Raw genomic sequence first — 12,248 nt, forward strand, 5'->3', positions numbered from 1 at the left:
TACGGACGGGTACTGTTTTGTGACTGCCGGATGGCGACGTGAAACGTCTTATCCGGCCTACGGACGGATACTGTTTTGTGACTGCCGGATGGTGACGCGAAGCGTCTTATCCGGCCTACGGACGGGTACTGTTTTGTGACTGCCGGATGGCGACGTGAAACGTCTTATCCGGCCTACGGGCGAGTACTGTTTTGTGACTGCCGGATGGCGACGTGAAACGTCTTATCCGGCCTACGGACGAGTACTGTTTGTAGGCCGGATAAGCGCCAGCGCCATCCGGCATTTTTTATAATACCTTCTCTTTTCTGGATTTCTCTTCGTTAACCGTTTCAGCATCAGGCGGCTTCCTTGAGCGAAATGCGTGATGGTGGTATCGTTTAGCGCTTTTTAAAAAATATCGACAACCTTTGAGGGGATTTTCGTAATGCGTATTATTCTGCTTGGCGCTCCGGGCGCGGGTAAAGGAACTCAGGCTCAGTTCATCATGGAGAAATATGGTATTCCGCAAATCTCCACTGGCGATATGCTGCGCGCCGCAGTGAAATCAGGCTCCGAGTTGGGCAAACAGGCGAAAGATATCATGGACGCCGGTAAACTGGTGACCGATGAACTGGTGATTGCGCTGGTTAAAGAGCGTATCGCCCAGGAAGACTGCCGTAACGGTTTTCTGCTGGACGGTTTCCCGCGCACGATCCCGCAGGCTGACGCGATGAAAGAAGCGGGTATTGTCGTGGATTACGTGCTGGAATTCGACGTACCGGACGAACTGATCGTTGACCGTATTGTGGGTCGTCGCGTACACGCCGCCTCTGGCCGCGTTTACCACGTAAAGTTTAATCCGCCGAAAGTGGAAGGCAAAGATGACGTCACCGGCGAAGATCTGACCACCCGTAAAGACGATCAGGAAGAGACCGTTCGCAAACGTCTGGTGGAATATCATCAGATGACCGCGCCGCTGATTGGCTACTACCAGAAAGAAGCGGAAGCGGGCAACACCAAATACGCTAAAGTTGACGGTACGCAGGCCGTTGCCGACGTGCGCGCAGCGCTGGAAAAAATCCTCGGTTAATTTTTTCGCGTAGTGAACCGCTTATCAGGCCTGCCATTATCCCGCAGGCCTGATAAGCGTAGCGCCATCAGGCAATCGGTGCCGGATGGCGGCCTGAACGCCTTATCCGGCCTACTGGCATCGTTAGCGCCATTCGGCAAATTCTCGTCTTACCTCTCGCAGCAATTAGTTCTTCTTTATCGCTTTTCCGCTACAATTATCAACAATTTGAATAGATAAGAGGCGGCAATGCGTCAGACGAAAACCGGTATCCTGCTGGCTAACCTTGGCACGCCAGATGCCCCAACTCCTGAAGCGGTAAAGCGCTACCTGAAACAATTTTTAAGCGACAGACGCGTGGTGGATACTCCTCGTCTGCTGTGGTGGCCGCTGCTGCGTGGCGTTATTTTACCGCTGCGTTCGCCGCGCGTCGCGAAACTCTATCAATCTATCTGGATGGATGGCGGTTCGCCGCTCATGGTATATAGCCGCGAACAGCAACAGGCGCTGGCCGCGCGGTTGCCAGACACGCCCGTCGCGCTGGGGATGAGCTACGGTTCGCCCTCGCTGGAAAGCGCTATCGATGAGCTGTTAGCAAGCGACGTCGACCATATCGTCGTGCTGCCGTTGTACCCGCAATACTCTTGCTCAACGGTGGGCGCAGTCTGGGACGAACTGGGGCGGATACTGGCGCGTAAACGTCGTATTCCCGGTATCTCATTTATTCGCGATTACGCGGATGACGGCGCTTATATCGATGCGCTGGCGAAAAGCGCGCGTGAGTCGTTCGCCAGACACGGCGAGCCGGATGTGCTTCTGCTCTCTTATCACGGCATTCCACAACGTTATGCGGATGAAGGCGATGACTACCCGCAGCGCTGTCGCGATACCACGCGCGAACTGGTTTCCGCATTGGGGCTGCCGCCGGAAAAGGTAATGATGACGTTCCAGTCGCGCTTTGGCCGTGAACCGTGGCTGACGCCGTACACCGATGAAACGCTAAAAATGTTGGGTGAAAAGGGGACTGGCCATATTCAGGTCATGTGTCCGGGATTTGCCGCGGATTGTCTGGAGACGCTGGAAGAGATAGCGGAACAGAACCGCGAGATTTTCCTTGAAGCGGGCGGTAAAAAATATGCGTACATTCCGGCGCTGAACGCGACGCCGGAACATATTGATATGATGCTGAAACTCACGGCGCCGTACCGTTAACGCGGCGTCTTCATCCTCGCCATAAAGAAGCGTGCGCCGTCCTGCAAGGCATCGTCGGCGATTGTCATCATTCGCGAATAGTGCAGAAAGGCGTGCAGCGTGCCGGGATACATTTTGTATTCGCAGGGCTGCTGGTGCGCCTGTAATGTCTGGTGCAGCAAGCGGCTGTCATCAATGAGCGGATCAAACTCCGCGCTGGCAATAAAGCAGGGCGGCACATCGCGCGTGAGATCGTTATTAAACAGACAATACCAGGGCGATTCCCGATCTTCATCGTTACGCAGATAGGCCTTTTCGTACATGTCCAGATCTTCACGCGTCAGGCCGTCCCACGCGCCGCCGAACAGACGGCGGCTTACCGAATCCTGCAACCCATACAGCCCATACCACAACAGAATCGCGATAACGTTACCGCAGCGAATGTGCTTATCACGTAGCCAGAGCGCGCTGGCAAGCGCCAGCATGGCGCCTGCGGAATCTCCGGCGAAACCGATTTTCTCCACGTTGAGCGAGTATTCATCGGCATGTTGAGAGAAGTAGCTGCATACCGCGACGGTTTCTTCAATGGCCTGTGGATAACGCGCTTGCGGCGACAGCGAATAATCAATACCGATCACGGTGCAGCCGGTATAACGCGCCAGCAGACGCATTATCCGGTCATGCGTATCCAGATTACCGAGGATAAATCCGCCGCCGTGCAGATAGTATAAGGTGGCCTGGCTGGTCGGCTGCGGCGAGTAGAGCCGGGTTGTTACATCGCCATAAGGCGTAGGGACGACGCAGGTGCGGGTGGTCATAGACGGCGCGTCGGCATTCCAGAAACGGCGCTCAAGAAGATAATACTGACGCTGGGTCTCAATATCGCCATCGGCAGGCCAGGGGGGAAGGCCTGGTTGCTGGAAGTTTACGACGGCTGTCATTTCGTCTGACAGTCGGGTGAGTACGGGAATTTTATTTTCCGGCTTCATAAAACGCTCCTTGTGAAAGTGAACCATTGTAAAAAACGCGGCTGGAGAAACTGCGATCTCGTCGTCCGATATTGAAACGCCATCGTCCGTCGCGCGCAGCAGGGGGAATGTGCTACCATGCAGCGCTCCGTTATTCATCCGTAAGCACAATCATGAAATTTCCCGGTAAACGTAAATCCAAACACTATTTTCCCGTCAATGCGCGTGACCCGTTGTTGCAACAAATTCAGCCAGAACAGGAAACCAACGCCTCCTGGGTCGTCGGTATCGACCAGACGTTGGTGGATATTGAGGCGAAAGTGGATGACGATTTTATTACACGCTATGGATTAAGCGCCGGGCATTCTCTGGTGATAGAAGACGAGGTGGCGGAGAAGCTGTATCAGGAACTGACGCGGGAAAATTTGATCACCCATCAGTTTGCTGGCGGCACTATAGGCAATACGATGCATAATTACTCGGTACTGGCGGATGACCGTTCGGTGTTACTGGGCGTGATGTGCAGCAATATTGAGATTGGCAGCTACGCTTATCGTTACCTGTGTAATACTTCCAGCCGTACCGACCTGAATTATCTGCAAGCGGTAGATGGCCCGATTGGCCGCTGTTTCACGCTGATTGGCGAATCCGGCGAGCGTACCTTCGCTATCAGCCCCGGCCATATGAATCAGTTACGGGCGGAAAGTATTCCGGAAGCGGTGATCGCTGGCGCTTCCGCGCTGGTGTTGACCTCATATCTGGTGCGCTGTAAGCCTGGCGAACCGATGCCTGACGCGACGATGAAAGCGATCGAATACGCGAAAAAGCATAACGTGCCGGTTGTCATGACGCTGGGCACCAAATTTGTGATCGCCGATAATCCGCAGTGGTGGCAGGCGTTTCTCAAAGAGAATGTCTCGATTCTGGCAATGAACGAAGAAGAAGCGGAAGCGCTGACCGGCGAAAACGACCCGCTGCTGGCGGCGGATAAGGCGCTGGACTGGGTCGACCTGGTGTTATGCACCGCCGGGCCGATAGGGTTATATATGGCGGGCTTCACCGAAGAGGAAGCAAAACGTAAAACCCAGCATCCGCTGCTACCGGGAGCTATTGCTGAATTTAACCAGTATGAATTTAGCCGGGCAATGCGCCATAAAGATTGTATTAATCCGCTGCGCGTTTATTCGCATATTGCGCCGTATATGGGCGGGCCGGAAAAAATCATGAACACCAACGGCGCGGGCGATGGCGCGCTGGCGGCGCTGCTGCACGATATTACGGCGAACAGTTACCATCGTAGCAACGTACCGAACTCCAGTAAGCACAAATTTACCTGGCTGACCTATTCGTCGCTGGCGCAGGTGTGTAAATATGCTAACCGTGTCAGTTATCAGGTACTGAACCAGCATTCTCCGCGTCTGACACGCGGGCTGCCGGAACGTGAGGACAGCCTGGAAGAGTCGTACTGGGATCGCTAATCTGGCTTGCCCGATGGCGCTGCGCGCATCGGGCCGTCCGGCAAACCCTTAACTGGCGACGACTTCACCCGCGGGCGGCGTTTCAAGCAGTTCCAGCATCGCCCGGGCAATTTCTCGCTCGCCCATCACTACCTGATTGGCTCCCCGCTCGGTAATATATTTCACTTCATCATCATAGTGCGCGCGGGCGATTATCTCGATATCAGGACTTTTTTCCCGCGCTGAGGCGACAATCTCACCGGCTTCGTAACCGTTGGGGATGGTCAATAACAGCCAGCGGGCGCAGTCCAGATGCGCCAGATTCATGATTTCTTCGTTAGCGGCGTTGCCCAGTACGGCGCGAATCCCGCGTTCGCGCAGTTCATCCACGCGGGTACGGGACGTTTCGATAACCACCAGCGGAATCCCCGCCGCCAGTAATTTTTCTCCCAGCAGACTGCCTACGCGGCCAAAACCCACCAGCAGGGCATGATTACAGATATCCACCGGAATTTGCTTCTCTTCTTCGATAGCCTCTTCCAGAGTTTGCTCTTCCAGCGTTTCGGTTTTCGCCAGATACTTCTCCAGCAGGGTAAACAGTACGGGATTAAGCATAATCGACAAAATAGCGCCTGCCAGCACCAGGTTCTGTCCCGCTTGCGGCAGCAGATTGAGCGCCATGCCGAGTCCGGCGAGAATAAAGGCGAATTCGCCGATTTGCGCCAGGCTGGCGGCAATGGTCAGCGCGGTTCGCGGCGAGTGGCCGAACATACGCACCAGGAAAAACGCAGCGATCGATTTGCCAAAGACGATAATGGCAAGCGTCGCCAGCACCGCCAGCGGCTGTTGGATCAAGACTAACGGATCGAACAACATGCCGACGGAAACAAAAAACAGGACGGCAAAGGCGTCGCGCAGCGGCAACGTATCGTGCGCCGCCCGGTGACTCAGTTCCGACTCATTAAGCACCATTCCAGCGAAGAACGCGCCCAGCGCAAAAGAGACGTCAAACAGTTCTACCGCGCCAAACGCAATGCCTAACGCCAGCGCCAGTACGGAAAGGGTAAATAATTCGCGCGAGCCGGTGGCGGCGCTGCGGGCCATAATCCACGGCACCAGGCGGCGTCCGACCAGCATCATGATGGCGATAAACGCCACCACTTTACCAATGGTTATCCCCATATCGACCGTCAGCGAGGCTATGCCGACATCGCCTTTTTCCACCATGCCGGAAACGGCGGGCAGCAAGACCAGCGTCAGCACCATCACCAGATCTTCGACAATCAGCCAGCCGATGGCGATTTGTCCGCGCTGGCTATCAAGGAGTTGCCGCTCCTCAAGCGCGCGCAGCAGGACGACGGTACTGGCGGTAGACAGACAGAGCCCAAAAACGATGCCGGTCATTAATGACCATCCCAGCACGGCGGAAAGCGCCATACCCAGCAGCGTCGCCACCGCTATCTGAGCGACAGCGCCGGGAATGGCGATAGACTTTACCGCCATCAAATCCTTCAGCGAAAAATGCAGCCCGACGCCGAACATCAATAGAATCACGCCGAGCTCCGCCAGCTCCGGCGCCAGTTTGGTATCCGCAACAAAACCTGGGGTAAAAGGTCCCGCCAGAACGCCCGCTAACAGATATCCCACCAGTGGAGAAATACGCAATTTGTTGGCAATCATGCCGAGAATAAAAGCGAGCACAAGGCCGCCGACAATGGTGGTGATAAGCGGGGTAGCGTGATGCATTCCGTCTCCTTTGGTTGCTGGACTCCAAAACTCCGGGTAATAGTTTATGACAATTTCAATCAGGATGTTTATAAAAAATGGTTGTGTTTTATAAAAAAATACAATCTGACGGTAAAAAGAGCACGGAACGGAAAAGTGATAAGTATGGGATGGGCAAAGCATGATGGCATCGGGATGTACAGGCGGTTAAAGCGTACCTTTAACCGCCATAAAATCACGCTTTATGTCGATTATCAGGTAATAATATGGTCAGTATCCCCAGAAGCGGCAGGAAAGCACAGATTTTATAAACTAAGTAGATACTGGTATGGTCGGCAATCAGCCCCAGCACCGCTGCGCCCAGGCCTCCCATCCCGAAGGCAAACCCGAAAAACAGGCCGGAAACCATACCGATGCGTCCTGGCAGCAGCTCCTGGGCATACACCAGAATGGCGGAAAACGCCGACGCGAGAATAAAGCCGATAATCACCGTTAAAATCCCCGTCCAGTACAGTGTGGCGTAGGGTAAAACAAGGGTAAACGGCGCGACGCCGAGAATAGAGCCCCAAATCACATATTTCCTGCCGATTTTATCGCCCACCGGCCCGCCGATTACCGTCCCGGCAGCCACCGCAAACAGGAAGGCAAACAGATGGAGCTGCGCGTTTTGTATTGATAATCCGAATTTTTGCATCAGATAAAAGGTGTAATAGCTACTGATGCTCGCCATATAAAAATATTTCGAGAAAATGAGTAGCAATAACACGCTGACCGCCAGCACGACTTTATTGCGCGGCAGCGGGTTAGCGATTATCGCTTTTGGCTTGCCTTTCGCTATCCGGTGCTGGGCGGCATACCAGCGGCTGATCTGCGCCAGCACCACGATCGCCAGCAGCGCGGCCAGCACAAACCAGGCGACATTCCCTTTGCCATAGGGCGCGATAATCACGGCGGCCAGCAGCGGGCCCAATGAACTGCCGAAGTTTCCGCCGACCTGGAAGATAGACTGCGCCAGACCATGACGTCCGCCGGAGGCCATGCGCGCCACGCGGGATGATTCCGGGTGAAAAACGGACGAGCCGGTACCCACCAGCGCCGCAGCGAGCAATACGCCGCCAAAACTTCCCGCCATTGCCAGCAGTACCAGCCCGCTCAGGGTAAAACACATGCCGACAGGCAGCGACCACGGCATGGGATACTTATCCGTCCAGTAGCCGACGACCGGTTGCAGTAGCGATGAGGCGAGCTGGAACGTCAGGGTGATCAAACCTATCTGGACGAAGGTCAGCGAGAACTCCGCCTGCAACAGGGGATAAATGGCTAAGATTAGCGACTGGATCATATCGTTCAGCAGATGGGAAAGACTGATCGCGCCCAAAATACCAAACGAAGTACGTGCTTTAGCGGCCGCTGCGGGCGCGCCGGCTAACGGCTGGGTTGGTTCACTCATGGCCATAGAAAGTCACTTAAATTTTATGCGATGTTGGAGATAGTAGGATGTGTAATTATTACTTGCCTAACATACCTGTGAAATGTGTTTGAAGGAAGTCTCAATTCTGAAAACATATTTGTCTATTATTGCAAGGAAAGGTAATTTCTGCGGTTGATATTGAGTCAGGGAGAGAAAGATGAAATTTTTGAAACGGGGTGTGGCGCTAGCGTTACTGGCGGCGTTCGCGCTGACGACTCAGCCTGCACAGGCTTACGAAAAAGATAAAACCTATAAAATTACTATCCTGCATACCAACGATCACCACGGTCACTTCTGGCGCAGCGAATATGGCGAATATGGTCTGGCGGCGCAAAAAACGCTGGTGGACAGTATCCGTAAAGAGGTGGCGCAAGAGGGGGGAAGCGTCCTGTTGTTATCCGGCGGCGACATTAATACCGGGGTGCCGGAATCCGATCTCCAGGATGCGGAGCCCGATTTCCGCGGGATGAATCTGATTGGCTACGACGCTATGGCCGTCGGTAATCATGAATTTGATAACCCGCTCACCGTATTGCGCCAGCAGGAAAAGTGGGCGAAGTTTCCCTTTCTTTCCGCCAATATTTATCAAAAAAGTACCGGCGAGCGTCTGTTTAAGCCGTGGGCTATTTTTACACGCCAGGATATAAAAATCGCGGTAATCGGCTTAACCACCGATGACACGGCGAAAATAGGCAACCCGGAATATTTCACCGATATTGAGTTTCGTAAACCTGCTGAAGAAGCAAAGGTGGTGATTCAGGAACTTAATATGAATGAAAAACCGGACGTGATTATCGCGACCACACATATGGGGCATTATGACAACGGCGATCACGGTTCGAACGCGCCGGGCGACGTTGAGATGGCGCGTAGCCTGCCTGCCGGTTCGCTGGCGATGATTGTGGGCGGTCACTCACAAGACCCGGTATGCATGGCGTCGGAAAACAAAAAACAGGTGAATTACGTACCGGGAACGCCCTGCGCGCCGGATAAGCAAAATGGCATCTGGATCGTGCAGGCGCATGAGTGGGGTAAATATGTGGGTCGCGCGGATTTCGAATTCCGTAACGGCGAGATGAAAATGGTTAACTACCAGCTTATTCCGGTAAATCTCAAGAAAAAAGTGACCTGGGATAACGGGAAAAGCGAGCGTGTACTTTACACGCCGGAAATCGCCGAAAATCCGCAAATGCTCTCGTTATTAACGCCGTTCCAGAATAAAGGTAAAGCGCAACTGGAGGTGAAAATTGGTAGCGTGAATGGCCTTCTTGAAGGCGATCGCAGTAAGGTCAGATTTGTCCAGACCAATATGGGACGGGTGATTCTGGCTGCGCAGATCGCGCGCACCGGCGCCGATTTTGGCGTGATGAGCGGCGGCGGTATTCGCGACTCGATTGAGGCGGGAGATATTACCTATAAAAGCGTGCTCAAGGTACAGCCGTTCGGCAACATTGTGGTGTATGCCGATATGAGCGGCAAAGAGGTGGTTGATTATCTCACCGCCGTAGCACAGATGAAACCGGACTCCGGCGCCTATCCACAGTTCGCCAATGTGAGCTTTGTCGCCAAAGAGGGCAAGCTCACCGATCTGAAAATCAAAGGCGAGCCTGTTGATCCGGCTAAAACCTATCGCATGGCGACGCTGAGTTTCAACGCCACGGGCGGCGATGGTTATCCGCGCATCGATAACAAACCGGGATACGTGAATACCGGGTTTATTGACGCGGAAGTGCTGAAAGAGTTTATTCAGCAGAATTCACCGCTGGATGCGGCGGCGTTTACGCCAAAAGGCGAGGTGAGCTGGCTGTAGCGGTACGGATAGCCATCACTGCCTGATGGCGCGCAGCCTTAAGGCCTACGGATTATGTCTGCTGTAGGCCGGATAAGGCGTTTGCGCCGCTATCCGGCAATGTATTTTACGCAGGCTTAATCCCGACGCGCGATATCAGCGAATTTAGCACCCAGGATGGCGGCCAAATCGTCAGCCGCCAGTTCAATATCCAGCCCGCGTTTACCACCGGAAACATAAATAGTGGCAAACGTGCGGGCTGGCGCATCAATCAGCGTGGGCAGCCGTTTCTTCTGTCCCAGCGGACTGATCCCGCCGACCAGATATCCCGTGGTGCGTTGCGCCACCATCGGGTCGGCCATATCGACCTTTTTCGCGCCCAGAGCTTTGGCGACTTTTTTCAAATCCAGCTGCCCGGCTACAGGCGTCACGGCGACGGCCAGTTGCTTCATATCGCCATTCACGGCGACCAAAAGCGTTTTATACACCTGATCGGCGTTTAGCCCGAGCTTACGCACCACTTCATCGCCAAAGTTAGTTTCATTCGGATCGTGATCGTAGGTGTGAATGTTAAACGGAATCTTATTCTTTTCGAGTAACTTAACTGCGGGTGTCATAACGTTCCTTCTTACTACAGACGTGATTTGCCATCAGCATACGCCCGAAAGCGGACTAAAAAATAGTATAATCTTGTGCATTAGGTCTTGGCAGTTGCGGCAACTTTGAGCGACAATCTGAAGATCCGAAGCGAAAGCGTCGGGATAATAATAACGATGAAATTCCTCTTTGACGGGCCAATAGCGATATTGGCCATTTTTTTATTTCAATATTTGCGGTAGGTTGCCTTCGCCGTACAGATGTAGCGCCCCTACGGCTACCACGTAGCGTCCCGGCGGCAGTGCCAGCAGCGCGTCGCGCCAGGCTTCATTGCGTTTCACCATCAGTACATCATACAGCGGTTGGCTAAACGTTCTGGGGAGCGAAGCGCCGACGCTGGTCGGCGGCTGTTCAAGCCACCAGCCGATCATCACCTGCAAAAGCCGTGCGTTGGTGTGCCAGTGCGTCAGCGTGTCGTCGAGCAGCGCCATCCCGCCATCGGGCAGATCGCAGAGTAGTTCGAGCTGGTGTTTCGCCCCTTCCAGCTCTTGCACCGGCAGCGACATTTCGCGGGCAGCCTGTAATAGCTGATAATCAATGCCATAGTCCGGGCGCAATCCCAGCCGTTGCGCCTGCGTGGCCTGTAGCACCATAGCTATCTGCCATAAAGGTTGATTATCAAAATGGATCAGCGGCATACCCAACTCGCTGACCCGTTTTTCCAGTGCGCTTAGCTGCCCGGCGCTGAGACGTTCGACCAACGGCGGGCATTTGGGGAGATTGCTGAATGGCGTTTCGTTACCTGAAATATCCGCTTCAACGACCAGCGCGTCGGCCTGGCGTAGCTTTTTCACCAGCTTTGCTGGAAGAGGAGCCATATCGCGTGTCCCCATATGAATACTGCCAACCAGATGCAGATGACGACCGCCGGGCAGGGAGAGATCGATAGCAGGCCAACTATTTGGGGTACCACGCAGCGCGCGCCATAAACGTTTAAGTTGATTTAATAACTCCATACGCGCTCCCTTTGAAAAAGCTCATGCTAGCGCGTTGGAGAAAAGGGCGCAATGCGCCCTGACGGGACGTCAACGATCGGTCGGGTTATTCGTTGCCGTCGAGATAGGCCGTTCTGGCGATGGTCATTTCAAGCTGGCATTTATAAATACTGATGCGCTTCTCAGCAGGTATGGCCTCGGATTTTGCATCGCTAAGTTTGCCGCACTGCTGCTCTTTTTGGGTCACCCAGACTCGCTGCTCTTGTTTTAATGCCGTTCGGGCAGAGGCGGGTAGTGAATTCCAGACCTGATTAAGCTCGCGATCTCTACTCTCAAATTTCTTTGCTGCGATTTCAATCAGTGAGTTATTTTTTTTCTTTATAATACTATCACCAGATACCGTCATTCTTGCCATTACATAAATAGATCGCGCCAATTTATCGGTTTTTTGCACAGAGGTGACAACAATATCTTTGTTGTTGTCTGCTAGCTGAATATTGTAGTTAACCTGTTTCCAGGTCACCGTATTGTTTATTACCTGTCCATCCCCTTGTGAAATATAGAATAGAGTATTTGGTAAGTCTTTCATTAATTTAAACAATGGCTGAGGAATACTCATGGCGACGGTAGCCGAGCAAGTTCGTAGGTTGGCATTTTCTGGTTGAGGGTTCTGCGTGATTACATCACTGAATTGAACAGGAATAGCCCGGAGTTGTTGCTCGTATTGAGTCTGGGGGATATCGAAGAAAAGCGTGGAGGGCTCTTTAATATAGTCTTGCTGTAAACGACCTAATGCTTCATTGTAAATCCATTCTTTTGCCGCCGTGACTGCATTATCGTTGCCACATTTTAACTCTGGAGTGGAATCAAATAACCCTGCATAACTGACGGCGGGAGAAAGCAGGAAAAGAAGCGTAACTGCTTTTCTAAACATAAATAACACATCCTTATGATTCAAAAAAACATTATAAAATGTTGATTTTTATTTTTCTACAGGATGTGCGGTT

10 protein-coding genes are annotated in these 12,248 nt (G+C 53.2%); 4 read left to right on the plus strand and 6 right to left on the minus strand.

The genetic code is table 11. The annotated features are described in order from the left end of the window. Nucleotides 1-424 precede the first annotated feature (424 nt). Both adk and hemH read left to right on the plus strand, forming a co-directional pair. Nucleotides 425-1,069: an adenylate kinase gene (gene adk, locus ACLD4F_RS11960; protein ID WP_001220237.1), complete on the plus strand. Its 645-nt coding sequence runs from the start codon at nt 425-427 to the stop codon at nt 1,067-1,069. A gap of 228 nt (nt 1,070-1,297) precedes the next feature. Next, nucleotides 1,298-2,260 carry a ferrochelatase gene (hemH, locus tag ACLD4F_RS11965; protein WP_064043807.1) on the plus strand — a complete coding sequence of 321 codons (963 nt, stop codon included), beginning with the start codon at nt 1,298-1,300 and terminating at the stop codon, nt 2,258-2,260. Here the strand turns inward: hemH and aes are convergent. Further along, nucleotides 2,257-3,228: an acetyl esterase gene (gene aes / locus ACLD4F_RS11970; RefSeq protein WP_000801789.1), complete on the minus strand. Its 972-nt coding sequence runs from the start codon at nt 3,226-3,228 to the stop codon at nt 2,257-2,259. The two genes, hemH and aes, sit on opposite strands and share 4 nt — an antisense overlap. A 152-nt stretch (nt 3,229-3,380) precedes the next feature. Here aes and gsk point away from each other — a divergent pair, with 152 nt between their 5' ends. After that, nucleotides 3,381-4,685 (plus strand): inosine/guanosine kinase, encoded by a 1,305-nt coding sequence (gene gsk, locus ACLD4F_RS11975; RefSeq protein ID WP_000671592.1) that lies wholly within the window; start codon nt 3,381-3,383, stop codon nt 4,683-4,685. 48 nt (nt 4,686-4,733) lie between these two features. Here gsk and ybaL read toward each other — a convergent pair whose 3' ends face one another. Together ybaL and ACLD4F_RS11985 are read right to left on the minus strand one after the other, a co-directional pair. After that, nucleotides 4,734-6,410 (minus strand): YbaL family putative K(+) efflux transporter, encoded by a 1,677-nt coding sequence (ybaL, locus tag ACLD4F_RS11980; protein WP_079941958.1) that lies wholly within the window; start codon nt 6,408-6,410, stop codon nt 4,734-4,736. Nucleotides 6,411-6,624: 214 nt separating this feature from the next. Beyond that, nucleotides 6,625-7,845 (minus strand): MFS transporter, encoded by a 1,221-nt coding sequence (locus tag ACLD4F_RS11985; RefSeq protein ID WP_411010854.1) that lies wholly within the window; start codon nt 7,843-7,845, stop codon nt 6,625-6,627. A gap of 172 nt (nt 7,846-8,017) precedes the next feature. Between ACLD4F_RS11985 and ushA the strand changes: the two genes are divergently transcribed. After that, nucleotides 8,018-9,670 carry a bifunctional UDP-sugar hydrolase/5'-nucleotidase UshA gene (gene ushA, locus ACLD4F_RS11990; RefSeq protein ID WP_000670398.1) on the plus strand — a complete coding sequence of 551 codons (1,653 nt, stop codon included), beginning with the start codon at nt 8,018-8,020 and terminating at the stop codon, nt 9,668-9,670. A gap of 116 nt (nt 9,671-9,786) precedes the next feature. On the opposite strand, the gene ybaK is transcribed toward ushA, so the two are convergent. The 3 genes from ybaK to ACLD4F_RS12005 all read right to left on the minus strand — a co-directional run bounded on the left by ybaK (nt 9,787) and on the right by ACLD4F_RS12005 (nt 12,175). Beyond that, entirely contained in the window at nt 9,787-10,266 is a 480-nt protein-coding gene (ybaK, locus tag ACLD4F_RS11995; RefSeq protein WP_000186618.1) for a Cys-tRNA(Pro)/Cys-tRNA(Cys) deacylase YbaK, read from the minus strand. Nucleotides 10,267-10,467: 201 nt separating this feature from the next. Then, nucleotides 10,468-11,262, minus strand: coding sequence for a TraB/GumN family protein (locus ACLD4F_RS12000; RefSeq protein WP_000421861.1), 795 nt, complete (start codon nt 11,260-11,262; stop codon nt 10,468-10,470). A gap of 85 nt (nt 11,263-11,347) precedes the next feature. After that, nucleotides 11,348-12,175, minus strand: coding sequence for a lysozyme inhibitor LprI family protein (locus ACLD4F_RS12005; protein WP_411010855.1), 828 nt, complete (start codon nt 12,173-12,175; stop codon nt 11,348-11,350). Between the last annotated feature and the right edge of the window lie 73 nt (nt 12,176-12,248).

This window comes from Salmonella sp. 741265050_HSA (assembly GCF_046569445.1).
Taxonomy (GTDB): Bacteria; Pseudomonadota; Gammaproteobacteria; order Enterobacterales; family Enterobacteriaceae; genus Salmonella; species Salmonella enterica.

What these genes read in the sequence shown, in the direction of transcription:
- adk (WP_001220237.1), top strand. Translation starts at nt 425, where the DNA reads ATGCGTATTATTCTGCTTGGCGCTCCGGGCGCGGGTAAAGGAACTCAG.
- hemH (WP_064043807.1), top strand. Translation starts at nt 1,298, where the DNA reads ATGCGTCAGACGAAAACCGGTATCCTGCTGGCTAACCTTGGCACGCCA.
- aes (WP_000801789.1), bottom strand. Translation starts at nt 3,228, where the DNA reads ATGAAGCCGGAAAATAAAATTCCCGTACTCACCCGACTGTCAGACGAA.
- gsk (WP_000671592.1), top strand. Translation starts at nt 3,381, where the DNA reads ATGAAATTTCCCGGTAAACGTAAATCCAAACACTATTTTCCCGTCAAT.
- ybaL (WP_079941958.1), bottom strand. Translation starts at nt 6,410, where the DNA reads ATGCATCACGCTACCCCGCTTATCACCACCATTGTCGGCGGCCTTGTG.
- ACLD4F_RS11985 (WP_411010854.1), bottom strand. Translation starts at nt 7,845, where the DNA reads ATGGCCATGAGTGAACCAACCCAGCCGTTAGCCGGCGCGCCCGCAGCG.
- ushA (WP_000670398.1), top strand. Translation starts at nt 8,018, where the DNA reads ATGAAATTTTTGAAACGGGGTGTGGCGCTAGCGTTACTGGCGGCGTTC.
- ybaK (WP_000186618.1), bottom strand. Translation starts at nt 10,266, where the DNA reads ATGACACCCGCAGTTAAGTTACTCGAAAAGAATAAGATTCCGTTTAAC.
- ACLD4F_RS12000 (WP_000421861.1), bottom strand. Translation starts at nt 11,262, where the DNA reads ATGGAGTTATTAAATCAACTTAAACGTTTATGGCGCGCGCTGCGTGGT.
- ACLD4F_RS12005 (WP_411010855.1), bottom strand. Translation starts at nt 12,175, where the DNA reads ATGTTTAGAAAAGCAGTTACGCTTCTTTTCCTGCTTTCTCCCGCCGTC.